This is a genomic window from Rothia terrae, from assembly GCF_012396615.1.
GTDB classification, from domain to species: domain Bacteria; phylum Actinomycetota; class Actinomycetes; order Actinomycetales; family Micrococcaceae; genus Rothia; species Rothia terrae.
Genome location: NZ_JAAXPV010000020.1, coordinates 15924 through 41053, shown reverse-complemented (window position 1 = coordinate 41053; position 25130 = coordinate 15924). Strand labels below are relative to the sequence as shown.

Below are 25130 nucleotides of genomic sequence, written 5' to 3'. Positions count from 1 at the left end.
CAGGTCAAGACGTGGCGGGTTTTGCATACAGGTTTCCGGCGGCCGCTGAGCGTGTATGGGCGGGTGTTTGCGGTGGTTCGGGGGTTGGTGTTTTATGCGGCTGGGAGGACTTTTGAATAAGCCTCAATATCTTGTGTAAATTATCATAGCGACCTAAACATGCAGCACGGGTATCGTTAATGCTTTTCCCACTAGTAGGAAAGATGTGGGCTAAGGTAATATTCGCGTGTTTTGCCTTGTTGCAGCAGTTAATATTTGGGGTGTAGACCTCAGGGGGATGAACAGGTGCTGAGAAGATAACGTCAAAACAGTATTCCGCTTCTTGTTCATTGACTGTGACGGAGCTATGGTTATCTACATAACAGTTTTTAACTGGCAATCCTAGGGTTGTTACTTAGGCGGTTGTTATCTCGCGCTGACGCGGGAGCAACTGTACTGGAGGCAAGACCTAAGCACTTCATGCATTGCATGTTGCGCTTGGGTCTTTTTTGTTTCTTTGGAGCTTTCACCCAGCACTGGTAGGAGCTATCGGCAACGAAAAAGACCCCGGCACCGGATTGATTTGAACCCGCACACGGACGCAACGTCAATGCATCCTGGCGGTAGTTCAGGTTAAGTTTCGGCCCCGGGCTTGCCGTGTATTCCAAGGAGAATGCTGTGGCCTCAACGAAGGTTGACTACGCCGCTCTAGGTACCAAGGTGCTGGAGCTTGTCGGCGGGGAGAAGAACATTAATTCCCTAGCGCACTGTGCAACGCGTCTACGTTTTAACCTGCGTGACCGCGATCTTGCTCAGACTGCTGAGATTGAGAAGTTGGATGGCGTCATTACGGTGATGAAGTCTGCTGGTCTCTACCAGGTAGTTATTGGCAATAACGTTGTCTCTGCGTATGACGCGATTATGGCTCGCACATCGTTGGGTGCAGGTGAGGGTAGTGTTGCCGCTGATGAAGAAGGCAATAAGGGTTCACCGCTTAACCGCTTTATCGCCATGATTTCTGGGGTATTTAGTCCGGTAGTTTGGACGCTCGCTGCAGTTGGTCTTATCAAGGCCTTTTTGGCGCTGTTCACTGTGGGCATTCCGCTACTTGACACTGAGTCGCAGACCTATTTAATTCTGGCTGCTCTCGGCGACGGCTTAATGTTCTTCTTGCCGATTGTGCTTTCAGTATCAGCTGCTAAGCACTTCAAGGTGAACTACGCGTCATCGATGGCTATTGCTGCTTTCTTGCAAACAACTACCATCTCGGGAATGTATGAGGCAGGAGACCCCGTCCATCTGTTCGGTATTCCCGTGGTTATGGCTCCTTATTCATACTCGGTGTTCCCCATTATTGTGGCGATTTGGGTTCAAAGCTTGATTGAGCCAAAACTGATGAAGGTTATTCCTTCGTGGATGCGTAACTTCACTGTGCCTTTCATCGTGATTATCGTGGTTGCTTTGCTCACCTTGTTGGCTATTGGTCCCATCATTACTTTGGCTACTAACCTCGTTGCTGGTGCTTTGACCTGGATTTGGGGTCCTGCGCCGTGGCTGGGCGGCTTCATCATGGGTATGTTCTGGCAGGTCTTCGTGATGTTCGGTCTGCACTGGGGTCTGTCACCGATCATGATTAACGAAATCGCTACCACCGGCCACTCACTGCTCTTTGCTGCATTGCCTTCAGCTGTTATCGCACAGTGTTCAGCGGCTCTTGCTGTTTCGCTTCGTACGAAGGATCAGAACTTGCGTCAGATGGCTTTGCCTACTTCAATCGCTGGTTACTTCTCAGGTGTTACTGACCCCATTGTTTACGGTGTGAACCTGCCTCTGAAGAAGCCCTTCTTCATCGGTATTACTGCCGGTGGTATCGGTGGTGCTATCGCAGCGTCCGGCGGATCTGGTGCTACCGCAAATGTCTTTGCATCTGTGCTGACCCTTCCCGCTTTCTTGGGCGTGGGTAACTTTGCCTTGCAGCTCATTGGTGTTGCTGCGGCAGGCATTTCGGCTTTTGTGGTGACCTTCCTCTTTGGGATGCCCAAGAAGGGTGAGGCTACTGCAGCGGCAGCTGCTGTGGCGCCTGATCTTGAGCCTGAGGCATCTATTATCGAAACTCGCCCTGCTGATACTAAGCTCGTCCCCGCTGACGCCCAGGTTGTCCCCGCGAACGCGACCGTTATTCTGCCTGCTGAGGATGCTCACACCACTGACTTGGTGGCGGCTGCCAGCGGTGAATCAATGGCGCTTTCGCAGGTCAATGATCCCGTGTTCTCTTCCGGTGCGATGGGGCAGGGCGTAGCAATCGAGCCTGTTGATGGCAATGTTTACGCACCCATCTCGGGCAAGGTTGTTACCGCGTTGGATTCCGGCCATGCCTACGGTATTAAGTCAGACACCGGTGTTGAAGTGCTGGTTCACGTGGGTATCGATACTGTTGCGATGAACGGTGAAGGCTTTACCATGCACGTTCATAAGGGCGACGCCGTTCAGGCTGGTCAGCCGCTGGTCACCTTTGACCGCAACGCGGTTGCTGCAGCAGGTTACCAAGATACCGTCATCACCATCATCACCCACTCCGGTAGCTTCACCACTATCGAACCAATGGTAGGTAAGCACCTGACCGCGGACGAGCTCGCTGTCATTGTTGAACGCTAAAGATAATTGATAAGGAAAAAGATTCATGTACCGTAAAGAACTCAAAGCTTTCCCCGAAGGATTCCTCTGGTCAGCGTCGACCTCTGCCTACCAGGTAGAAGGCGCGTGGAACGAGGACGGCCGCGGACCCATCGCCATTGACCTCAAGGAAGATTTGCCCGAGGGTACCAGCGACTTCAAGGACGGCGTCGACCACTACCATCGGTTCAAAGAAGACATCGCCCTCATGGCTGAGATGGGCTTCCGCGCCTACCGCTTCTCCATTGCTTGGTCACGCATCATTCCCGACGGCGACGGTGATATTAACCAGGCGGCGATTGATCACTACCACGAGGTCATCGATGAGTTGCGCAAGCACAACATCGAACCAATCGTGACTATGTTCCACTTCGACACTCCTGCCGCACTTGAAGCTAAGGGTGGCTGGGCACAGCGTGAAACCGCGGATGCGTTTGTGCGCTACTCCGAGATCCTTTTCAAGGAATACGGTGAGAAGGTCAAGTATTGGCTGACCATCAACGAGCAGAACATGATGATTCTGCACGGCCCGACCATTGGTGTCTTCCCCGCAGACACTACCGAGCAGCAACTGAACCAGTACAACCACAATATGTTCGTGGCTCAGGCTAAGACCATGGCGATGCTGCACGAAATGCACCCGCAGGCAAAGATTGGCCCCGCACCGAACATCGCTTACGTATACCCGGCATCCTCAAAGCCCGAGGATGTTATTGCGGCGGACAACTACAACGCTGTACGTAACTGGCTCTACCTCGATTTGGCGGTGCGCGGTGAATACAACTCACTGGCGTGGTCAATCATGGAAGAAAAGGGCACTACTCCCGAAATCGCTGACGGTGACATGGAGATTCTGAAGTCAGCGAAGCCCGACTTCATCGCCTTCAACTACTACAACACCGCAACCGTTGCGGACGCGCCTTTCGGTGGTGGCGCATCCGAACGTTCAGAAGCAGCTGACCAGCAGATTTCTGAAGGTGAAGAGGGCATCTACAAGGCAGTCTCAAACCCCAATTTGGGCATGACCGAGTTCGGTTGGGAAATCGACCCTGTGGGTATGCGCATGACCTACCGTGCTATCTGGGACCGCTACCACCTGCCGCTGATTGTCACCGAAAACGGACTGGGCGCTTTCGACAAGCTCACCGACGACGGACGCGTGCACGATGACTACCGCATCGACTACCTGCGTCAGCACCTTGAGCAGACCCAGGAAGCTATCAGCGATGGTGTAGACGTTCTGGGCTACTCACCGTGGAGCGCGATTGACCTGATTTCAACTCACCAGGGCATCGCTAAGCGCTACGGCTTTATCTATGTTGACCGCGATGAGTTCGACCTGAAGACTCTGGATCGTTACCGCAAGGATTCCTTCTTCTGGTATCAGGAACTTATCAAGACCAACAAGCTACCTGCTAAAGACTGGAAGCCTACCTACTCGCACAACTAACGCAGTGAGTTAGGTACCTCAACTCAAGGGGGTGTGGACTTTTGCAAAGTCCACACCCCCTTGTGATAACTATCGGTTGGCTATTTTATTCGGCGTTCTGCAAGGTGCTTGCACGCTGATGCTGCTTGTGCGAAACCGCGAAGCTTGAGGCGTCCGCGCGTTCCCACCAGCTCATCCAATCGTCGTGGGCGGTGCCGTCCAAGAACGACCCCGGTTCAAGCCAGTTGTAAATCTTTGCCAGCGACTGGCTATGGGTGACGCTGGTGCGGTGAATAACGTGCTCGGGGCTGAGCTCCTGGAACGAGTACAGGCCCATGGATGCGAGCAGGCGAGTTGCCGAGTTGATGACGCCCGCGTGGTAGTTGCGTACGCGCACGCCCTTGTCGTCAACATCCACACCGCGTGACAGCCAGGGGTTCTGGCTGGTCACACCGGTGGGGCAGGTGTTGAGGTTGCATTTTTGTGCCTGGATGCAGCCGGTTGCCATCATCATGCCGCGGGCGGAGTTGGTGAAGTCAGCACCGAGCGCAAGACGCTTGATGATGTCTGCGCCGCCAGCGATTTTGCCCGCTGCGCCGATGGAAATTTTGTCGCGCAGACCTGCTGCCACGAGGGCGTTTTGCACAATGTAGAGACCGTCGGTGAGGGTTGCACCTACGGTGTCTTCGAATTCGATGGGTGCTGCACCGGTGCCGCCTTCAGCGCCATCAACGGTGATCCAGTCGGGGGTGATGCCGGTTTCGAGCATTGCCTTGCAGAGAGAAAGAACTTCAATGGTTGAGCCCACGCAGAACTTGATGCCGATGGGCTTGCCGTTGGAGAGCTCGCGCAACTGCTTGATAAAGTGCATGAGCTCAATGGGGGTGCTGAACGCTGAGTGAGTAGCGGGGCTGATGCAGTCTTCTCCCTCGGGCACGCCGCGTGCCTCAGCAATTTCGGCGGTTACTTTGGAACCCGGCAGCACGCCGCCGAGACCCGGCTTTGCACCCTGCGACAGCTTAATCAAAATGCCTTTGACCTGCGGATAGTTTGCCTTCTTGGCAAAAATCTCGGGGTTGAACTTGCCGTTTTCAGTGCGGCATCCGAAGTAGCCAGAACCAAATTCCCAGATCAAATCTGCATTGTGCTCGAGGTGGTACTTGGTGAGGCCGCCCTCGCCGGTTTCTTGCGCGAACCCGCCCATAGCGGCGCCCTTGTTCATTGCCAAAACCGCGTTGGCTGAAAGCGCGCCAAAGCTCATGGACGAAATGTTAAACAGCGAAATATCGTAGGGCTGAGTGCAGTCGGGACCACCCAGGTGAATAGTGGGAGCAACCTTCATCTGCTCGACAGGCATCATTGCGTGACGAATAGACTCGTAGCCTTCGGTCTGTGGCTTACGTTCGGTGCCGAACGCTTTTTCGCCGCCCAAATCTTTAGCGTATTCATAGATCATTGAACGGGTGTCGCGGTCGAAGGGGCGGCCGTCGTAGTTGTTCTCGATGAAGTACTGGTGCAACTCGGGGCGGATTTTCTCCATGAAATAGCGCGCGTGACCAAGCACGGGATAGTTGCGGAGAACCGCATGCTTTTTCTGCAGAATATCGTGCGCTGCAACAGCGCCGATAGCTGAACCAGAAGCTAAGGCTACCTTGCCTAACGCTACGGAGAGTTTGCTGGACATAAGTAAAAACTTTCTGCTGTATGTTTTTGGTTCTCGGCGATGAGGTACATGTGTAGGTTACTCGTTCTTGCTGGGAATTCTTTTAATGACGGTGGATGCGCGACACTTTCAAAAATTGTTCGACTAAACGAACAATTTTGTTCTATGGTTAATCGCATCGGTTGAAAGACCGTGTTTACCCTCACCAAACGTCAGTAAAGAAAGCTCATGAAACACCGTTCACCTCGCCTTCTAGCCCTTACCAGTTTTCTTGCAGTCGGCGTCCTTGTTATGAGCGGATGCGGGCAAGCGGCGCCCTCTGAAGCCGAAAAACCGCGCGTGCTCACCACCTTCACCGTTTTAGAAGATATGGCGCAGAACGTTGCCGGTGACTACCTAGAGGTAGAGTCGCTGACTAAGCCCGGCGCCGAAATTCACGAATATGAGCCGACTCCCAGTGACATTCGCAAGGCGCACGATGCTGACTTGGTGCTCGATAACGGGCTGAATCTCGAGAGCTGGTTTGAGAAGTTCATTCAAGACTCCGATGCGCAGCACATCACGGTGAGCGACGGCGTTGAGCCCATCGCTATCGCTGAGGGGGACGCCGCATCTACCCCCAACCCGCACGCGTGGATGAGCCCCGTGAACGCGCAGATTTACGTAGATAACATGGCGAAAGCTTTTGCTGATCTTGATCCGGCACACGCCGACGAGTTCCGCGAAAATGCCCGAAGCTACAAGCAAGAGCTTGAAAACGTGCATCATGATCTGCTGAATGACCTCAAGCCACTGGAGAAGTCCCAACGCACACTGGTTACCTGTGAGGGTGCGTTTAGCTATCTCGCCAAGGACGCCGGACTCAACGAAGAGTACCTGTGGGCGGTGAACTCAGATGCGCAGGCAACACCGAGCCAGGTCAGCCACGTCATTGATGCGGTGAAGGCAGATAAAGTTCGCGCTGTCTTCTGCGAATCAACGGTTTCTGATCACGCCATGAAACAGGTAGTCGATGCGACTGATGCATCATTCGGGGGAGTGCTCTACGTGGACTCGCTGTCTGATCAGGGCGGCCCCGTTCCCACCTACGTTGACCTGCTCAAACACGATGCAGAAACTATCGCGCGCGGACTAACCGGCGGTGATGCGGCTGCTAAAACACCCGAAAAATAGAGCAGATGCCCCAGAACTTCCCGTGTGAGGTGCCGACAGATGCCGGATGCCATGAGGAGACTCTACCGGTACCTCACGCGGGGTCTTATCCCAAGGAGAACAGGTGAACCATCCCGCCCTTGATATACATGATGTGAGCGTGAGATATGGAAGCGTGCGAGCTCTCAACCACGCATCCCTACAACTCAACCCCGGCGTGGTCTGCGGCCTCGTAGGCATGAACGGCTCAGGGAAATCCAGCCTTTTCAAAGCCACCATGGGTGTTGTGCCCTGCGAAACGGGTGAAGTCCGCATCGCCGGGATGACGCCTGAAAAAGCGCGCTCAGCCGGTCTCGTCAGCTATGTGCCGCAAAGCGAAGAGATTGACTGGGGCTTTCCGATTTCCGTTCGCGAAGTTGTCGCAATGGGCTTGTACGGGCGGCTTGGGTTCACTCGAAAACTTACCCGACGATGCGGCCGCCATATCGATCACGCACTGGAACAGGTTGCGCTCACCGACTACGCCCATCGGCAAATCGGTGAGCTTTCCGGTGGCCAGCGCAAACGAGCGTTCGTCGCTCGCGCTATCGCCCAGCAGGCACGCGTCCTTCTGCTCGATGAACCCTTTGCAGGTGTGGATTATGCCAGCGAACAAATGCTCGGCCAGGTGCTGCGCGAACTAGCATCACACGGCGCCACCGTTTTGGTGTCATCACACGACCTTCCCTCACTCACCCAAATGATCGATGAAGCCGCGCTCATGCGCCGCACCATCCTCATGCACGGCACACCGGAGCACGTGCTCACCCCCGAAAACATCATGCGAGCATTTAGCGGACAGACGAAAGCGCAGGTCAACCGTGAATTTTCTGCTTGAACCGCTCACCTTCGAATTCATGCAACGAGCGCTAATCGCCACCGTCCTCATGGCTGTAACCTGCTCTTTACTCTCCTGCTGGCTAGTTCTCATGGGGTGGTCGCTCATGGGTGATGCGATTTCCCACGCCGTACTACCGGGAGTGGTAATTGCCTACATCGTGGGGGCACCCTTTGCCGTGGGGGCGCTAGTAGCAGCCCTCGTGGCAGTGATTCTCATGTGGGGCATCAGGCGAGGGACGCGGCGCATCGCCGAAGACACCGCCATCGGCATCGTCTTCACCACCCTCTTTGCGCTGGGGCTGGTGCTCATCTCCATTACGCCGTCGCACACCGACCTCAACCACATTCTCTTTGGCAACGTCCTAGGCATTTCAACGGCAGACGTTCTTCAGATTGCGGTTCTCGGGCTGGTGGTTTCAGCGGTTCTGCTGATCAAACGCAAAGACTTTGTTCTCGTTGCCTTCGACCCCAACTACGCGCAGGCTATCGGACTGCGCCCGCACATAATCAGCGGCGTCCTACTGGTGATGCTTGCACTTACTAACGTGCTCGCACTGCAAATTGTGGGCGTCGTCCTCGTGGTCGCCATGCTCATTATTCCCGGCGCAACCGCGCGTATGCTCACCAACAAGTTCTCACGAATGCTGATGATCGCGCCGGTAGTCTCTGCCATCGGATCGATTGTAGGGCTGTATCTGAGCTACTATATTGATGTTTCCCCTGGTGGCGCGGTGGTTTTGGTGCAGGGACTCATCTTCACCGCCGTTTATATAGCAAGTCCCCGCTACGGACTGGTGAGTGTCTGGATGCGCGGCAAGAAAGCTAGGATGCGAGTTGTAGAGAAGCCCGGAACCTAGCAGACGCGCAGTTGCCAGCTGTCCCTCTCGCAGTCTCGCGCGGGGCGTTCGCCTGCGGTTCACGCCAGCCCCGAGCCAGCAGACCGCCAACACCCTGCATTGGCGGTGTTGCGGTCGGAGAGTTTAGTCTTCGCATCCTGACACAAAGAGCGCTGCTGCGGCGTATCGGCCCAGTGTCATGAGCTGCCCGTCTGCTTCAACGGAGAGCGAATCTGAGAAGGGCTCTGGTTCTTTGACAGTGAGTACCGCGCCGGGCGCTACTTTGCGGTCGGCAAAGAAGCGCAACAGGCCAGCGTCATCGTCATCGATGCGTTCCACTTTCACCTTTGACCCCACGGGGCAGTGCAGGAGGGTGTGTGCGTCGGTGTCGCTAAATACGCCGGATGCGGTGGGGATAGGGTCGCCGTGAGGATCCTTGGTGGGGTTGCCCAATAGCTCATCAATGTGAGCAATGAATTTATCAGACACGGAGTGCTCTAGTACCTCCGCTTCGTCGTGCACCTGGTCCCAGCCGTACCCGAGAGTCTTTACAAGGAAGGTCTCAATCAAGCGGTGACGGCGCACCATTTCAACCGCGTAGGTGCGGCCCTCAGCCGTGAGCTCAATGGCGCTGTAGGGCTGGTGGATAACGAGCCCTGCCTTGCTCAGTCGCTTGAGCGCGTCCGAAACACTCGATAGGCGTAGGCCGGTTTTCTCGGCGATGCGCGAGGTGGTGACGGGCTCATCCGACCACTCGGTAAGACCCCAGATGGTCTTCAGGTAGTTCTGAGTGCTCTCGGAAAGATCTGATAAAGGCATGGGACTAACTTTAGCTTTTATAAAGACAGCCGAACGCACTTTCCGTGGATTTGCGCTGTAATTTGGACGTTTTTACAGCGCAAATCCACGGAAAGTTGCTTTTTGCGCGAGGTGCTCTGCGATTACGCCTGAGGAAAATTCACGTCGAATTTAGCCAGATTCCATCTGTAGACTAAAGAAAAAACTCACAATGAAACAGTGATACTTATGGAAAATCTGCGCGTACACCCGCCCGTTGAAGGCAACTGGCACAAAGAAGAAGACGCAACGTACCTGATCGCTCTCGACATCGACGGCACACTGGTTAAGCACGACGGAACCATGAACGACGCCGTCAAAGAAACCGTTCAACAGGTCATGAACGCTGGCCACCACGTTATTATCTCCACCGGACGCTCACGCCAGGCGGCGCATCCTATCGCCCAGATGCTAGGGCTAGATAAAGGCTTCATGGTCACCTCAAACGGCGCAGTCACCTATGTTTTGAGCCCTGCTTATGAAGACGGCTTGCGCGTCTTTGACTGCGTGCACTTCAACCCCACACGTGCCCTCAAACTGCTCTCCGAAAAAGTTCCCTACGCCCAAATGGCAGTAGAAGTTCCCAGCGGCGAAATCTACGCAACTGCAGATTTTGAAGACGGCAACTTCGGGTCCACCGCCATCCGCGTGAACAAAGAAGAACTGTTCACCATGAATGAGGCAACCCGCGTCGTCCTCTTTGCAGAGAATGTTGATCAGGACGAGTTTCAGCAGGCTATCTATCATGCCGGTCTGCACGGCGTGAACTACTCCGTAGGCTGGAGCGCTTGGCTGGACATCGCCGCGCACGGTGTTTCAAAGGCATCCGCGCTAGAACACCTGCGCCGCAAACTCGGAGTAGACCCCGCGCACACTATCGCCATTGGCGACGGTCACAATGACAAAGAGATGATTCACTGGGCGGCGCGCGGTGTTGCTATGGGCGAGGCGCCCGATGAAGTTATCAAGGTAGCTAAAGAAGTGACGCTCAGTGTTTATGAGGACGGGGTAGCGCACACCCTCCAATCTCTGCTGTAAACCTGCGACGCGCTGGAGCTGCTGGGCGGTATTCGCCCGTCAGGACGCCTGGTCTGTGAGAGCGGAGAGGCATCCTGTGCTCTCGCCCTGCCTAGAGTTCTTACGGTTGCAAAATACGCTCTCAGCATGGGCAAACGTCACATCATAAGAAACCTTGTTTTTGGCGTAGAATCAGTTTCATGACCCCACGTTTATATAACGGCATCGAAGAAGTTGCCGGCAACACCCCGCTCGTCCGCCTTCCCCGCTGGGAAGCTGCGCACGAGGTGAAGGGTGTAAAAATCTTCGCCAAGCTTGAGAGCTTTAACCCCGGCGGGAGCGCTAAAGATCGCACCGCAGCTGCACTGGTCAAGGACGCGAAAGCATCCGGACGCCTCAAGCCCGGCACCATGGTGATTGAGTCCAGTTCCGGCAACCTGGGCATAGCCCTAGCGCGTCAGGCAATTCTCGAAGATTTTGAATTTCACTGCGTGGTTGATCCGCGCACTAACCAGTCAACTCTCGGGCTGATCCAGGCGTACGGTGGCGTCCTCCACCCTGTCACCGAACCCGACCCTGAAACTAATGACTGGCTGACTGCGCGCAAGAATAAGGTGCGCGAGTTGCTGGAGGAGAACCCCGGTTCTATCAACCTGGACCAGTACTCGAACCAGGCTGCTTTCACAGCTCACAGCGAAGGTACGATGTCAGAAATTTTTGATGCTTTGGGGCATGCGCCGTCGCGCGTCTACGTGGCGGTCTCTACTACCGGTACCGTGGGCGGATGCATCGCTGAAGTCGCCAAACGCGGGGCAGATACCCAGGTCATTGCCGTGGACGCTGAAGGCTCAGTACTCTACGGCGGTGCCCGCGGTGAACGTCTGCTTCCCGGTTACGGCGCAGGCGTCGTCACCGAACTCTCCACTCGCCAAACCCCCACCGGTACGCGTCGTGTTGATGCTCTTGACGCGGTGAAAAGTGCCCGCGAGCTGGGGCAGACCGAAGCCATTGTGCCCGGTGCTTCCGGCGGTGCCGTCATGGCTGCCCTCGCTGCCGATGCGCCTTCCTTTGAGAAGGGCGAAGAAATCGTGGTGGTTTTGCACGACGGCGGTATGCCGTATGCCGGCACCATCTACAACGATGAGTGGGTTGAAGAAAACCTGCATTAAACGGGCGCTCTACTAAACTCAGTACAACTGCGATACATCTACACAGAGGAATCATTCGTGCCAATCTCAATCGCTATTATCGGTGCCGGTCCGCGCGGTCTGTGGGCTGTTGAAGAGCTGTCCCGTGTTGCCTACCTGCACCATCTGCCACTGAATATCACTGTTTTTGATGCGCGCGAGCCCGGAGTCGGCGGCGCGTATGGTGTTGACCAGCCTGAGCACGTGCGCGTGAACGTGTGGTCACCGGTGATTCGCACGGCGATGGGATCCCTGGACGATTACCGCAAAGATGTGCTTGGTGAGGCGCAGCCGCTAGAGGAATTTCCGCCGCGAGCTACGGTAGGACGCTTTCTGAAAGCGTCGTGGGAGCACGCAGTGGCGCATCTTCCCAGCACCTGCGCTATTAACTTTGTGCGTGAGGACGCCACCGAGCTCTCCCAGCTAGATAGCTTTGACCATGTACTGGTGGTGACCGGCCATGAGGTCGCGTCGCATCCGTCAGGCATGCTTGATCCTTTTACGCAGCTCAATCAGGTGGATGCTGGTAGCACCGTGCGCCTGCGCGGGGCAGCACTCACCGCGATTGACTCGATTCTGTCGCTGACACTCGGTCGCGGTGGACGCATCGAAAACGGCACCTACATTCCTTCGGGCAAAGAACCCGCACGCATTTACCCGACTTCCCGTAGCGGTCGTTTTATTCAGCTGAAAATCCTGCCTGCAACGGATGCCGAGAAGAAGCTTCTTAAGCCTTTTGTGCCGTGCATCGCTGCCCTGTCATCGGTGGACGAGCTTAAGAATCTGCTGGCTGAGGCGACCGAAGCAATAACAGGGGAGAAGTTCATCTGGGACGCATTGGAACCTGCACCGGATGCGCTCGCTGAGTTCCGCGAATCACTGGCTCACCTGCGTCGTCTCCAGCAAACCGTGGGGTTGGTGTGGCGTGAGCTTTACACGCCGATTATCGAGCGGTTCTCTTTTGATGAGCTTTCCTTAACCGATGATTTCGCTGAGCTTGCTCGCTTGCTGGAGACCTATGCTTACGGTGCGCCTGCCGAACAGGTGGAGCGTCTGATCGCGGTGGCAGAAGCTGGAATTTTAGATTTCTCATACCTTGCCGATGGCTCGGATTTCACCGCAGATTTCACGGTGGACGCGGTGTTGGCAGCCCCCGGCGCGCATCCTGAGACTTTCTGTGCCCGAGTGCTAGAGGCAGTCGCACCCGAGCAGGCACCCACTGATTCACCGGTGACTGTTTGTACCGAATCTAACGGCATGTTGCCGGGGCAGACTCGCTTTGCCTTTGCCGGTCGCATGACGGAGCCCTATGTGCTGGGGAATGACTCACTCTCCCGTAACTTGCACACCGTTATTCCACAGTGGGCGCAGACCATTGCCTCATTGCATGCGCCCTCAGATGCCTACGCTTTACCGCCGCTGACCGGCAGGCTGGAGCCGTGGATGCGCGAGGTTGCAGGTAGCGTGGACCTCTTGCAGCGCGCGGTGAAAGAGCACAATAGCCCGGTCAATCTGGTGCAGTCAGATGCTATGGAACGCAACTGCACAGAACTCACCGCGCAGGGCGAAAAACACGGTGTTGACGTGCGCGTCTTCTTTGCCCGTAAGGCTAACAAGGCACTCACTTTTGTGGAACGTGCTCGCGACGCCGGGCACGGCGTAGATGTTGCTAGCCACCGCGAGCTCAGCCAGACGCTGGCAGCGGGAATGCCGGGGGAGCGCATCATTCTCTCAGCAGCCATTAAGACCGATGAGCTCTTGCAGCTCGCTATTGATAACGGTGTGACAATTTCTGTTGATACCTGCGCGGAGTTCGACCGCATTACTGCTTTGGCAGGGGATAAGACGGTGCGCGTGGCACCGCGTATTGCTCCCGACCCGGAGCGTTTTATGCCCACTCGCTTTGGTGAGCTGACCGATGTGTGGGCGGGCTATTTGGCAGAACCGCATCAGCATGTGAAGGTTGCCGGTGTGCACCTGCATTTGCACGGCTACAGCGCGCAAGACCGCATTGATGCTCTGCTGGAGGCAACCGATCTGATTCAGCGTTTGAAAGCGGTAGGGCACCATCTAGAATTCATCGACATTGGTGGCGGCGTGCCCATGAGCTACCTTGATGATGCTGACCAGTGGACTAACTTCAAGCAGGCGCTGACCGCACAAAACAAGGGTGCTATTGCGCCCTTTACGTGGAAAGCAGACCCGCTGAAAAACTTCTATCCTTTCCACCAGGCACCCGTGCGCGGCGACTGGCTAGACCAGATTCTCACGTCGCCAGCAGGGGACGCCATTCGCGAACTCGGCGTGCGTCTACACCTTGAGCCGGGGCGCAGCATCCTTGATGGATGCGGCCTGATTGTCGCGCGGGTTGCTTTTATTAAAAAGCGTAGCGATGGTGTGCCGCTGGTTGGTCTTGCCATGAACCGTACCCAGTTGCGCACTACCTCCGACGACTACCTGGTGGATCCGCTGCACGTTCGCGCATCCGAACCCGCTGCTGATGCGCAACCCTACGAGGGCTATCTGGTGGGTGCCTACTGCATCGAGGATGAGGTGATCATGCGCCGCCCCATCCGTTTTCCGCAGGGCGTTCAGGTGGGCGATTTTATTGTCTTCCCCAATACCGCGGGCTACTTCATGCACATCTTGGAATCCGCGTCGCACCAGATTCCGCTGGCAAAAAACTTGGTCTATGCGGGTGGCAAGCTCGAGCTGGATGCGATAGACGGCTAAAGCTCAGAATGTCTACTGGGTGGGGAGCGTCCGGTTCAATTGGATAAGCTGTCTTGACCAGTGGTGTCTTTACCCGGGTCTTGTTCGGAAGAAGCCCGGGAAGCCAGTGCAACAGCGTGGCGCACTGGCTGGGGCTGGCATGAATTGCCTTGTAAGCGAAGCGCACCAGGCGAGAAGGTAAGTGCGCCACCGTTGCGCTGGTGAACGGGCGATACCTTGCGTAAGTTAACTCTTGTAGTGGAGCCAGACTGCCTCATCAACCTGGTGAGCCTGTGCACCATACTCAAACAGAAGTAACTCAGGAATACTCGCCCTACCTGCTGCGTTGTGTTCACTGAGTAAGAGGTAAGGAAGTTATGACGTATTCACTTGTTGTCGTGACCGGCGGGGCGACGCGTCATTCTGTCTCCGCCATGCTGGCAGAGAAGATGCGTCAGGCTGTCACTAATGAACTCAAGCAGCACGGGGAGGTGCGAGTTCACACCCTGCATATTGGCAAGTTCGCCTACGAAATTGCCGAGAAGCTCTCAGGGGATGATGAAGACCCTGAACTGCAGGAAACCTACGAGAAAATCTTTGCGGCGGACGGCATCATCACGGTCTCACCCGTTTTCAAAGCAAGCTACTCGGGGCTTTACAAACTGTTCTGGGATTTGACCGACGAAGACGACCTCACCGATACTCCCACCTTTATCGGTGCGACCGGCGGAACACAGCGCCATTCGCTGATGCTTGACCACACTATGCGCCCGCTCTTTGGGTTCATGGGCGCGCAGGTGGCACCGACCGCTATTTACGCTACCCCCGAAGAAGTGACGGGAACAGACCAAGCAACCCTAGAGCGTCGCATCGCCCGCGGTGCTCAGCAGTTTGCCGCCCTTGTTCGCAACTATAAGGACGCGCAATGAAACCTGCTTTCACAGGAGCTCTACTCTACGACCCAGACTGCGGGTTCTGTCAAAAATGTGCATCGTTCGCGCAGCGTCACTTCGACCTAATCGCAGAGATCGCCCCCGCCTACCCAGACGACCTCGTGGCATACCGCATTGATAGAGGACGCTTTGCCCGCGCTATCCCGTACGTGACCGAGGAGAGGCAACTCGCTTACGGGGCGCTCGCTGTCGGTCTAGCTCTGAAAACCAGTCGTCGCCGCCTGATTCGCGGACTGGGTGCGGTGCTGATTTCTACACCCGTGCGTCCAATCGCTGAGCGCGTCTACGACTGGATCAGCCGCAACAGGTACAGGATGCCCGGCGCATCGGATAGTTGCGCACTCTAAACTGCGGGGTATCTTTATGCCCTGATCTAATGGGGCATTGCCCACGCGCAGAACGCCTATAACTACGCTTCGCGTTACCAGCAGTCGATGATTCTAACGCGCGATATTATTCTGTTGACCACCTGCACATCGCTACCCGCGATGCTTGTAATTTCGTGGCTTTTGCGCATGTAAACCGGCTAGGTCAGGCCAAGAGACAACTTTCCGTGGATTCGCGCTGTAAAAACTCGAAAATTACAGCATAAATCCACGAAAAGTGCCGGCACGTGCCGGTGGCTACGCCTCTAACGCCTCAAAGAGAGCGAGCATAGCGGTGCGAGCAGCGTATTCTTCGTGCCAGTAGGAGCGGGTCAGCGTCTTACTTACTGCCTGCGATGTAATTCCCAGCGCGCGGCCGATAGCTCGCTGTTGACCGCGAACCCCCGGAATAATCAAATCAAGGACGCGGTTTTCTGTTTCTGTGCGTGCAGCGACCACGCGGTAGAGCAGGCGAAGAAGCCCGGTCAATGAATCAGCGCCGTAGTCGTTGGACGCGCGTACTACTACTGCGCGTGCGGGAGAACCTGACTGTGCTTTCTCGCTTGCCATGCGCGAATAATCAAGGGCGTCACCCTCGCATTCTGCCAAGCTAACCGCGCCTAAAGCCCCGGCAAGACGCGGGATTTTAAGCTCGCCCACTCCAACGCCAATCCAAAAACCGTTGTACCGGGCGGCTTTGCTGATAGCGTCTAGCACTGTGGAGGGTTGCGTGAAAGCGCCCTGGATTTCGTCTTTATAGGTTTTCTCAAATGGAACGGACGGGTTCATTTCGTTGAGGCTGGCCAGTAGCTCATCGAGCTGGGGAAGGGTGGCGGCGCGCTGAATAAGAGTTACAACAAACATAGTGGTGGGGAGTGAGCCTTTTCGTGCGTGTGGTTCGTGGTTCTGTGCAGGGGAATGCAACGATAAAAATATAGCTGACTTGGGGATTAAGTTCACTTCAAGGTTACTCCCAAAAGAGCGTTTCGGTATCAATTCCGGCGATATACAGTTCTTCTTCGAGCGGTTGCCTGCATTCTAGGGGCAGGGCAAGGGAGCTAAAGAGCAGATCATGGCCGAGGTAGGCGGTGGTTTGCTGAAAACCTGAGCGGATGCGCGCCATCTCTAGGCAGAGTTCGTGGACGCTGGCGAGGTCTTCGGGGGAGCCAAGAACCCAGAAGGATCGGGGGTCGGTGAGCTGGAAAAGTCCGACGGGGTATCCTGCGCCGGTGCGACCGCGGGTGCGCACCCATCCGCCGATATTTCCTGGTCCTTGTGCGGGTGCTACGGGGTCGAACTCCCAGGCGCGGGCGTTCTGCAACCATTCAGGAAGGCTCGGTAGGTAGAGCTCTTCGTCTTGTTTGGGCCATGACATTTGGGCAAAGATAGCGGCTTCGAACTTCTCCCACAGCTCGGGTTCGGTGAGAGGTGCACCTACGCTGTTGATCATGTCGCTGTTATCTTGGGCGCCGGCATCCAGGAGCGAGGGGCTGGTGAATTCACCGAATTGGTTTTCCATTTGCGCCAGGTACACCTGATCCCAGTAGGTGGTTTGGGTGGGCACATCTAAAGAACGTAGCAGGGTGTCAATGTACGCCAGAAAGTGCGCTTCGCCGAGAGCTACGCTTTGCTGGTCGAAGTGGAAGAGGTAGGGTGTGCGCGCCCGATGCGTGGGTGAAAGTTTCACAGCACGCCTCCTTTCAAAGTTTCGCCTAGCAAAGCGTGAAAAATGGTGTGGTTCATTATTCTATCTTTCTACTGGTGGTCAGGAATGTGGGGAAATTTTTGGGCGTTTCTGCTCAGCCGTACAAATCGTCCGAGCAGATTGAGTGACTGCGGACTGGTGGGTAGATAGTTGGTGAGCGTGGCGGAGCGCAGGATGATGGCGCACCACTGACCGCGCGAAATCGCCACGTTCAGGCGGTTGGGAGAGAGCAGGAACTCCGCACCGCGTGAGGAATCACCTGCGCTGGATGCCGCCATGGACACAATGACGACGGGCGCTTCTTGGCCTTGGAATTTGTCAACGGTGCCCACGCGTACTCCGCCGCCAATACCGTCGCTGAGGCCTGCCTGCACCAGATACTCGGTGATGAGATCAACCTGCGCGTTGTAGGCGGCGACCACCAAGATATCCTCTGGTTCGATGGGCCGGGCGGTGTCAGGTTTTCCGGTGTCAGGCGTCCATTCTTGCCCTATGAATTCGCGGGCGATGCGCACGGTTTCGCGCGCTTCTTCGGGCGAGTAAATGGTGTTTCCGGCGTGGCTGATTTCTTGAACGTAGACACCGGGGGCGCAATGCGAGAGTTCTCGATGCGCGGCGTGAGGCGCTGAGGTCAGCTTACCCTCGTATGAGAGCACTGAGACAGGTGCGCATAAGTCGGGGTGCATGCGCCAGGTAACGCCCAAAAAGTAACCGAGATTCTCTGGCAGGGTGGGGTGCTCAGCGCTGAGCCAGCCCAGTGCTGATTCATCAACGGGGTAGGGGTGCGAGCCCTGGGTTACCTGCGGTAGCTGCTGCGGGTCGCCCAAGAGCAACATGTTTTTGGATGCGCGTGCCACCGCCAGGGTATTGGCTAGTGAGTACTGTCCAGCCTCATCGATGACCAGTAGGTCGAGGGCCTGGCCGGGGATTTTCTTGCTGTTGGCAAAATCCCACGCTGTGCCGCCAAAGAGAGTGCCCGGCTGCGCCAGAAAGCCCGGAATGTCGGCGGTGTCAAGTTCTTGCCAGCCGTGGTCGTTAGGCTGAGTGCCCTTCTTTTTGGCTTTGGCAATGCGCGCCGGGTTGAGCTTGCCATTTTTGATGCAGCCGGCGAGCATATTCTCAACCACCGCGTGAGACTGCGCCACCACGCCGATGTTCCACCCATCGTCCAAAAGCTTGGCGATAACCTGCGACCCCACAAAGGTCTTGCCAGACCCGGGAGGGCCCTGCACTGCGATGTAAGAATGGTCCAGCTCTTTGACGGCGCGGTACATCGCCTCAACAGTGGCTAGCGAACCGTGGTCCTCAACGAACTCTTCGGGGCAGGGCAGCGAGAGACCACCCGTGAGGCGCGGTGCGCGCCTGCGCAAAATATCGAGCCCCGCCAGGTGAGGTAGAGTCGGCAGGGAATTACCCACCGTTAGTGCCAGCTCAGCCAAAGACTCCTCTTGGGCAGCCGTGCGAATGGGAGACGCCGGAGTCAGCGCAATAGGCAGATGCGAAAACGGCTCGACGGTCTTCGGCAAGGACTCTTCAATCACTACGCGCACACGAGTTTCTGCACTGGTTGCAGACGGCTTTTCAACCTCTACCAGCGTGGCTTTAAAATGCCCGGAACGGTCCTGAACGCGAGGCATCGCCCCGGTTCCGTTGGACGCTGCAAAACGCTGAGCATCAGCCATCAGCATCTCTTCAAAGTACTCGGGCAGCGGGTTCTCATACATCAAGAACAAACCGCTTTCGCCCTCTTTGAAGGACGACCCATCTGCCATACGCGCGGTACCCGAGAGCCTACGCACCTGGGAACGCTTACGCGGTGGCACGTGCCAATCGTCAACCACGTCAAGACGCTCAAAAATCAGCGTATTGCGGGTGTCTTCCCAGTCTTCAACAGAGGACGACAGACGGTCAAAATGATCCCACCAAAACTGCTTGCGTTCGCGCCGGTGGTAACCGGTTGCCGAGGCGACCATCGCAATGGCCTGATCATCTGCAGAGAGTTCTTCATCGGTATCCAGCGATTCAAGATATTCCTGAAGGGCGCGTTCAGCGGGCGTGGGTTCTTCTTCATCTTTGCCACTGGCCTCTAACAACTCTTGCACCGCCAGAACCTCGGGTTCGGTAGCAAGCTCACTGGCAACATCGCGGTGAACTAATGACAGCAACCAGTTTCGAAGTTCCAAAGTCGATACGCAGTCGTAGCGGTTGTAGTCGGCAATAGACTCAAGAATCTGAGCTGCCTCTTCAGCTCGACCAGCATCGTGCGCCTGGCAATAATTGGCGTAAGCTACTACGGACGCACCGGCGTCCTTGACCTCGCCACCGCGCAAATTTTCACCCATATACAGGGGCTCTAATTTCTTGATGCTGTACGAATTTTCGCTAATACGCAGTGAGTTACGCACCGTCTCATACAAATCAACCAGCACATTTTCGCGCAACAGCTGATCGACAGCGTCCTCGCCTACGCCATGCTTAGCCGCTAAATCGCGCAGCGCCCGCTTTTCGTAGTTGGCATAGTGGTAGATGCGCATGCTGGGGTACTGTGCACGACGCGCCTGAACATAATCCAGAAAATCAATCAGCGCCTGGCGCTCTTGTGCCCGGCTATGCGCCCAGAACGGACGAAAAACCGGCTCTTCGAACCCCAGCGGAGTTTCTACGACGCCAAAAAGATACTCGATACCCCATGAGCCATCGGTCCCTTGCCACAGCGGATCGCCCTCAAAATCAAAGAAGATATCGCCCTCATTTGCCAACGGCAGACGCTCAAGAGGAGCAGTATCGGTGACTTTATACGACACCTGGTGTGTAGAACCATCCTGGACGTATGAGCGCGTTCCATCAACCTCGCCAACACCGATCTGTACCGCCGCTTGCGCCTGCAACTTAGCTAAAGTTCCGGTGAGGTTGCCGCGCGAGCCGTTGTAGGTGGCTAGCTCGTTGATGGTTCGGATGCCGTAGCGTTCGGCAAGACGAGCGCGCTGACGAGTGCTCAACCCTGCAACTAGCAGTACATCCTGAAAACGTCGAGCCTGTTGCGTGCAGTAATCGCAGCGCCCGCACTGAGTAATGCTCGCTATCGCCTGAGAACCGTGCCACCAGTCAACAGGAGCTACACCGGGTGCACCGTGGGCCGCCACAAGAGTTTTAAAGCGTTCGCGACGCTCCCTGAAAACGTGGACAATATCGTCAATATCGAAGAGAACGTGTTCACCGGTTCCCAAGATGAGGCCTGCTTGAGGCGCAACGGGAATAGCGTTTACCTCTAACTGGTCTGCATAGGCGGCGAGCTGCAAAAGCGCGGTGACTTTAGCATGACGCGCCAGCTTGGTGTCGTAGACCGCGTAAGAACCATCTAGCTGTTTGAGAAGAAAGTCCGCGCGCCCATAAAACTCGCCATCAAAGAAGGACGCCTGAAAGACGACATCAGCCCCGCCCTTTAGCGCTGCAACGGTCTCGGCATTTTTCTCGCGAAGCTCTGCTGAGCTAAAACCGTGATCCATGGAGACTTCGTAAACACCGGTGCCGTTCTCAGCTTTATATTCACCGAATTGAGCGCGAAAGTCATCGAGCACAGCAAGCTCGTGGGCATCGCCGAGGCCGGCGGTGCGTTCGAGCATGGCATCATCCGTGATGGCTGTTTTGGGGGTTCTGCCGAGCTTTTCATCAAGAATCATCAGCGTGGCAAACTCGCAGGTGGATGCGTTGACGAGGTCACTCGCTGAGAACACCAGTGACTGGCCGGGTTTGCCGTCGAATGTTGCGGTGGTGAAACTGTCTGTAAAAAACACGGGGTACTCCTTTGCCGGTGAAATTAGCCTAGCAAGGGGGTCTGACAATATAAGGGCTGTTTCAGAAGTATTAAGCGAAAAGAGCGGGGGAGGGCGGCACGTAAATAAGAGATATGGCTGGTCAGAATTCTGGTCAATCTTCTGGTGAAAAATGCGCAGAGAGTCGGGCCCGATGGTTATTGAAGCGTTATAGAAATGGCAACCGTTAATCAATGGTTAATATTTGACCATGTCAGAGGGCTAAATGTAGCCAAAACTTAACCAAAAATCTATTGTTTAAAGTTTGAAATACTGATTAGTATAAATAGCGAAACTTCGGTTTCCGAAGCACGTAAAGGTGCGCGGGTTGGTTTCCTTGGAAAGGAGAAGACAGTGGATATTGCAGGCATCATCCAGGCCATTGGCGGTATTGGTGAGCTGATTCTTAAGATTCTTGGAATCTTTGGAATCGGAGCCTAAGTAGGTATCTAGGGTATTTGCCCTGTCTTGAATACGGTGACGCCCCGGTGAAAGCAAGGTAGTTTTCGCCGGGGAGTTGTTGTCTTCTTGCGTCCGCCGTGTGGGGTGGGATGCGTATTGCTCGCTGATGTGCTCGCGCTAACTTTTTTCGGTGCTAAGCGATATTAGGTTTTCGAATTTATATTCGATTAAATGCTGATTTTTAGTGAGTTAAGCTTACTAATAAACCCGATAAATTTTACGTTGGCTACTAATTAAGGGGACAAATTCAGTGAAATATATAACTCATTAATCGCTTCTGGTTTCGCCCAAAACTTTACTTGAAAAATAAAATTTCTCTCGATTTTGGCTCTAAATCATCAAAAAATGCTTGATATTTCAAGGTTTTTCATCGCCCGAGGGCTGGTGGAGGTAAGTGGTTCTGGGTGTGCGAAAAAAGTAATCGAACTTATTATATCGGTTTGATAACGAAAAATTGGTGCTCGCTTTAAAGATAACGATTCTATAAACTTCAGATGCAGAAAATATTAATGACCAGCTCACAATCTCCCCACACGTGGGTATGGCAGCAATATGGAGTATTACATGAATCTTTCACTCGCCGGCGGCACTTCAGCACATCTTAGCCGCCGCCAGGTTGGTATCTTCGCGCTTGCAGCAACCGCAACCGCAACGCTCGGCACAAGCGTTGCGAACGCATCAACCTCAGACTTGCGTTCGGTATCAAACGAACAGCGCGCAGCAGACACTCAGACCCTGCTCAACCTGATCAACCAGTTCCGCGCCGAAAACGGACTCGGCCCGCTTCGTCACTCAGCTACCCTAGCTGCTATCCAGGAACCCGAAGCTCGCCGCCAGTTCGCGCAGGGCTACGTTTCACACGGCACCGCCTTCCTTAACGATTCCCGCGCAGCCGGATACTCCTTCGCACGCGAAGTCATTGCGCTGTCATACAACGATGACCTCGGCCAGCTTCTTGCCTTCTGGAAGAGCTCACCTGCACACCGTGCAGCCGTCTTGGCTCCCGAGGCCAACGCGGCGGGCATCGGTCTTGCTTACGGCTACGGCAACGGCCTGCCCTGGCGCGTTCTCGGTAACGTAGGTATCTACCGTTACGAGAACGGACGCGGACCCGCCGACCTCACCTCACAGGTCTCAGCAGCATCCGCTCACGAGATTAAGGGTGCAATCGGTGAACTGTTCCGCGCAGAGGGCGGCACCGCTCGCTTTGGCGAGCCCATCACCGATGAAATTTCAGACGGTATCGGCGGCGTCCACCAGCGCTTTAGCAAAGACGGTACAGTAACCCGCTTTGTTTGGTCACAGTCAACCGGTGCGCACTACCTGCGCGAAAATAGCGGCATTGGTAGCTACTGGCTGGCTAACGGCGCCGAAAAAGAACTCGGCTACCCCACCATGAACGAATCAGGCGGACTCCTAGACGGTGGCGCATACCAGCTGTTCCGCAAGAACGACGGCGCCTCCAACAAAGTGCTGTGGTCACCGGCAACCGGCACTCACCACGTTCTCGAAACCGGTGGCATCGGCTGGCAGTGGAGCCACAACGGCTTTGAAAACGGCTACGGCTACCCCGTATCTGGCGAAGAATGGTCAGGTCAGGATGTTATTCAGCGCTTCTCTAAGGGCGTTACCGTTGTGTGGGATTCCACCGACGGTGATTTGAGCGTCGTTCGCTAAGAGACTTTATTCCACACTAAAAATCCCGCGTTGCATCACTGAGTAGGTGAGCACGCGGGATTTTTGGTGTGCTAGGGCATGCCCGTGTTATCAGCTAAAAGTAGTTATTCATAAGACGTAGGGAGGCTTTGCTACCAGAAATAGCATCAGCGAGCAGTCTCTCTCGCCGGTTCGCTGAAGCTATTTCTGGCTGCAACCAATCTCAGGTATAGATGCTGAGTGTTGTTCTTGAACATCTCAACTTTCAACGAGTCCACTAGCCTCAGCTAAGCGCGCCCGGCGATTGTGGTTGCTGATGAGTCCAGCAGGTTTTTAGCCGCATTGGTGTCTTTCACGTCGTTGGCGATAATCGAGAACACCAGTACCTCATCCTGCGGTGTGATTGCGTAGCCGGTGAGTGAAATGACGTTATTGAGCGTGCCTGTTTTGGCGTGAACGTACCCCTGTCCGCCTGCCTCGTTCGCGTCATCAAATCGTTGGGCGAGGGTGCCGGTGCCGCCAGCCACCGGAAGGCCGGGCAGTCCCTGGCTGAACGTGGGATCGCCGGTGACCATGGTTTTGATGATAGACGTGAGCGTCTGGTTAGTGACTTTGTTGTCGGGCGATAGACCGCATAGATCAACCATGGTGAGCTTGTCGGTGGAAATCCCGCCGTCTTGCAGGCTCTGCTTGACGTGGGCAATCGCGTCTTCGATAGTGCCCTGCTTGCCTGCTTTGATGGCGGCGTTGCGGGCAAGGGTTTCTGCTAGAAAGTTGTCGGAGCGCTGCATCATGGACGCGCTTTGCTCAGCGGCGGTGGCAGATTCGATAGATGCGAGTTTTTGGGCGTCGTCGGCTGCCTGATTTTCGTTGCCCATCTTAAAGGTGAGGGTGCCATCTGAGAGCTTGTTGAGGGAGTCAACGAAGGCCTGTTGGGTGGCGGCTGCGGCATTGTCGTATCGGTGTTCGGTGGGCTGGCCGTCTTGCGGAACGGAGTGCGAGTAGAGCGCCATGGGGTAGACGTCGCCCACGAATCCTGAGGCTTTATCTGCTGGATCCCATGCAGGGTTTGCTGAGGGGCCGGTGAAGATTGAGGTGTCGCGGTCAACGGTGATTGTGCCGTGCGCGTCCTGTTGTTTGAGGGAGTCCAAGGTTTGTTGCGCGAGCGTTTCAAGCCCTGCGTGCCCGACCACCGCGGTGGAGTCTGATTTTCCGGTGCTTAGCAGGGTATCGCCGCCAGCTACGAGCGTGAGGTTTGTGCCGTCGTAGACAGCGTCTGTGCTAAAGCGGTCTGAGCTATCGAATGTTCGCAATACCGTGTAATCGGTGAGAATCTTCAGGTTAGAGGCAGGCGTGCTCGCCCTGTCAGCATTGTGTTCGTAGAGGGTTTCACCGTTGGTGGGGTTGATGACGCTGGCAGAAACTGTGCCGCCGGTAAAGCCGTTCATGAGCTGATCAAGAGCTGTAGTGAGCTCTTGTGAATCTGTTGTTCCCTGCGGGCTCAAGGACGCGGGTGCTTGGGCGGCAGGAGCCGAGTAGGTGGAAGTCGCCCCGGCTGCCAGTTGGCGGGCGTCCACTGCGCGGGGGATAGCCCAGATGCCTGCACCAACGCACAGAACCGCCATGCCTGCGGCAATCAGGGGAGAAGTTTTAGAAGCCATGACCTAAACGCACCTGCCGTTACAAAGAACATTTACTGAAGTGGGATGTGCTTATAAACCTATCAAGTGCGCGTGCTTGGTGCGATGCGGTGCTGTAAATACGCTCTGGGCGCATCGGTAGAGCGTGCGATAGTGCCTCATCTTGTGCTTGC

The 25130-nt window shown here is 55.5% G+C and carries 17 protein-coding genes; 11 read left to right on the top strand and 6 right to left on the bottom strand.

Going from position 1 to position 25130, the window contains the following annotated elements:
* Positions 1-657: 657 nt before the first annotated feature.
* Entirely contained in the window at positions 658-2634 is a 1977-nt protein-coding gene (locus HF984_RS10035; RefSeq protein WP_168615535.1) for a beta-glucoside-specific PTS transporter subunit IIABC, read from the top strand.
* A gap of 25 nt (positions 2635-2659) precedes the next feature.
* The gene (locus tag HF984_RS10030) at positions 2660-4102 is read left to right on the top strand and encodes a glycoside hydrolase family 1 protein (RefSeq protein ID WP_168615534.1); all 1443 of its coding nucleotides are present in this window, start codon (positions 2660-2662) and stop codon (positions 4100-4102) included.
* Positions 4103-4187: 85 nt separating this feature from the next.
* Here the strand turns inward: HF984_RS10030 and HF984_RS10025 are convergent, their stop codons facing one another.
* Positions 4188-5765, bottom strand: coding sequence for an FMN-binding glutamate synthase family protein (locus HF984_RS10025; protein WP_168615533.1), 1578 nt, complete (start codon positions 5763-5765; stop codon positions 4188-4190).
* Positions 5766-5972: 207 nt separating this feature from the next.
* On the opposite strand from HF984_RS10025, the gene HF984_RS10020 reads away from it, so the two are divergent.
* From HF984_RS10020 to HF984_RS10010, 3 genes are all read left to right on the top strand, one after another.
* Positions 5973-6917 carry a metal ABC transporter substrate-binding protein gene (locus HF984_RS10020; RefSeq protein WP_168615532.1) on the top strand — a complete coding sequence of 315 codons (945 nt, stop codon included), beginning with the start codon at positions 5973-5975 and terminating at the stop codon, positions 6915-6917.
* 154 nt (positions 6918-7071) lie between these two features.
* Entirely contained in the window at positions 7072-7773 is a 702-nt protein-coding gene (locus HF984_RS10015) for a metal ABC transporter ATP-binding protein (protein WP_343947636.1), read from the top strand.
* A gap of 19 nt (positions 7774-7792) precedes the next feature.
* The gene (locus HF984_RS10010) at positions 7793-8632 is read left to right on the top strand and encodes a metal ABC transporter permease (RefSeq protein ID WP_247596601.1); all 840 of its coding nucleotides are present in this window, start codon (positions 7793-7795) and stop codon (positions 8630-8632) included.
* A gap of 123 nt (positions 8633-8755) precedes the next feature.
* Here HF984_RS10010 and HF984_RS10005 read toward each other — a convergent pair whose 3' ends face one another.
* Positions 8756-9430, bottom strand: coding sequence for a metal-dependent transcriptional regulator (locus HF984_RS10005; RefSeq protein WP_168615530.1), 675 nt, complete (start codon positions 9428-9430; stop codon positions 8756-8758).
* A 207-nt stretch (positions 9431-9637) separates the two neighbouring features.
* Between HF984_RS10005 and HF984_RS10000 the strand changes: the two genes are divergently transcribed.
* From HF984_RS10000 to HF984_RS09980, 5 genes are all read left to right on the top strand, one after another.
* Positions 9638-10486: a Cof-type HAD-IIB family hydrolase gene (locus tag HF984_RS10000; protein ID WP_247596598.1), complete on the top strand. Its 849-nt coding sequence runs from the start codon at positions 9638-9640 to the stop codon at positions 10484-10486.
* 179 nt (positions 10487-10665) lie between these two features.
* Positions 10666-11634 (top strand): pyridoxal-phosphate dependent enzyme, encoded by a 969-nt coding sequence (locus HF984_RS09995; protein WP_168615529.1) that lies wholly within the window; start codon positions 10666-10668, stop codon positions 11632-11634.
* Positions 11635-11691: 57 nt separating this feature from the next.
* Entirely contained in the window at positions 11692-14385 is a 2694-nt protein-coding gene (locus HF984_RS09990; RefSeq protein ID WP_168615528.1) for an FAD/NAD(P)-binding protein, read from the top strand.
* A gap of 356 nt (positions 14386-14741) precedes the next feature.
* The gene (locus HF984_RS09985) at positions 14742-15293 is read left to right on the top strand and encodes a CE1759 family FMN reductase (RefSeq protein WP_168615527.1); all 552 of its coding nucleotides are present in this window, start codon (positions 14742-14744) and stop codon (positions 15291-15293) included.
* A complete protein-coding gene (locus HF984_RS09980; protein ID WP_168615526.1) occupies positions 15290-15664 on the top strand; it encodes a thiol-disulfide oxidoreductase DCC family protein in 375 nt (124 codons plus the stop codon). The genes HF984_RS09985 and HF984_RS09980 overlap by 4 nt, the downstream gene beginning before the upstream one ends.
* A 276-nt stretch (positions 15665-15940) precedes the next feature.
* Here HF984_RS09980 and HF984_RS09975 read toward each other — a convergent pair whose 3' ends face one another.
* The 3 genes from HF984_RS09975 to HF984_RS09965 form a co-directional block, all read right to left on the bottom strand.
* Positions 15941-16546 carry a recombinase RecJ gene (locus HF984_RS09975; RefSeq protein WP_168615525.1) on the bottom strand — a complete coding sequence of 202 codons (606 nt, stop codon included), beginning with the start codon at positions 16544-16546 and terminating at the stop codon, positions 15941-15943.
* A 103-nt stretch (positions 16547-16649) separates the two neighbouring features.
* Positions 16650-17369 carry a hypothetical protein gene (locus HF984_RS09970; protein WP_168615524.1) on the bottom strand — a complete coding sequence of 240 codons (720 nt, stop codon included), beginning with the start codon at positions 17367-17369 and terminating at the stop codon, positions 16650-16652.
* A gap of 68 nt (positions 17370-17437) precedes the next feature.
* Positions 17438-21181: a TM0106 family RecB-like putative nuclease gene (locus tag HF984_RS09965; protein ID WP_311241915.1), complete on the bottom strand. Its 3744-nt coding sequence runs from the start codon at positions 21179-21181 to the stop codon at positions 17438-17440.
* Positions 21182-22225: 1044 nt separating this feature from the next.
* Here HF984_RS09965 and HF984_RS09960 point away from each other — a divergent pair.
* Entirely contained in the window at positions 22226-23338 is a 1113-nt protein-coding gene (locus HF984_RS09960; RefSeq protein ID WP_168615523.1) for a CAP domain-containing protein, read from the top strand.
* Between the two features lie 266 nt (positions 23339-23604).
* Here HF984_RS09960 and dacB read toward each other — a convergent pair whose 3' ends face one another.
* Positions 23605-24978 carry a D-alanyl-D-alanine carboxypeptidase/D-alanyl-D-alanine endopeptidase gene (dacB, locus tag HF984_RS09955; protein WP_168615522.1) on the bottom strand — a complete coding sequence of 458 codons (1374 nt, stop codon included), beginning with the start codon at positions 24976-24978 and terminating at the stop codon, positions 23605-23607.
* Between the last annotated feature and the right edge of the window lie 152 nt (positions 24979-25130).

Excerpts from the sequence above, each read along its gene's own strand:
- HF984_RS10030 (WP_168615534.1), top strand. The coding sequence starts at position 2,660 with ATGTACCGTAAAGAACTCAAAGCTTTCCCCGAAGGATTCCTCTGGTCA.
- HF984_RS10025 (WP_168615533.1), bottom strand. The coding sequence starts at position 5,765 with ATGTCCAGCAAACTCTCCGTAGCGTTAGGCAAGGTAGCCTTAGCTTCT.
- HF984_RS10020 (WP_168615532.1), top strand. The coding sequence starts at position 5,973 with ATGAAACACCGTTCACCTCGCCTTCTAGCCCTTACCAGTTTTCTTGCA.
- HF984_RS10010 (WP_247596601.1), top strand. The coding sequence starts at position 7,793 with ATGCAACGAGCGCTAATCGCCACCGTCCTCATGGCTGTAACCTGCTCT.
- HF984_RS10005 (WP_168615530.1), bottom strand. The coding sequence starts at position 9,430 with ATGCCTTTATCAGATCTTTCCGAGAGCACTCAGAACTACCTGAAGACC.
- HF984_RS10000 (WP_247596598.1), top strand. The coding sequence starts at position 9,638 with ATGGAAAATCTGCGCGTACACCCGCCCGTTGAAGGCAACTGGCACAAA.
- HF984_RS09995 (WP_168615529.1), top strand. The coding sequence starts at position 10,666 with ATGACCCCACGTTTATATAACGGCATCGAAGAAGTTGCCGGCAACACC.
- HF984_RS09985 (WP_168615527.1), top strand. The coding sequence starts at position 14,742 with ATGACGTATTCACTTGTTGTCGTGACCGGCGGGGCGACGCGTCATTCT.
- HF984_RS09980 (WP_168615526.1), top strand. The coding sequence starts at position 15,290 with ATGAAACCTGCTTTCACAGGAGCTCTACTCTACGACCCAGACTGCGGG.
- HF984_RS09975 (WP_168615525.1), bottom strand. The coding sequence starts at position 16,546 with ATGTTTGTTGTAACTCTTATTCAGCGCGCCGCCACCCTTCCCCAGCTC.
- HF984_RS09960 (WP_168615523.1), top strand. The coding sequence starts at position 22,226 with ATGAATCTTTCACTCGCCGGCGGCACTTCAGCACATCTTAGCCGCCGC.
- dacB (WP_168615522.1), bottom strand. The coding sequence starts at position 24,978 with ATGGCTTCTAAAACTTCTCCCCTGATTGCCGCAGGCATGGCGGTTCTG.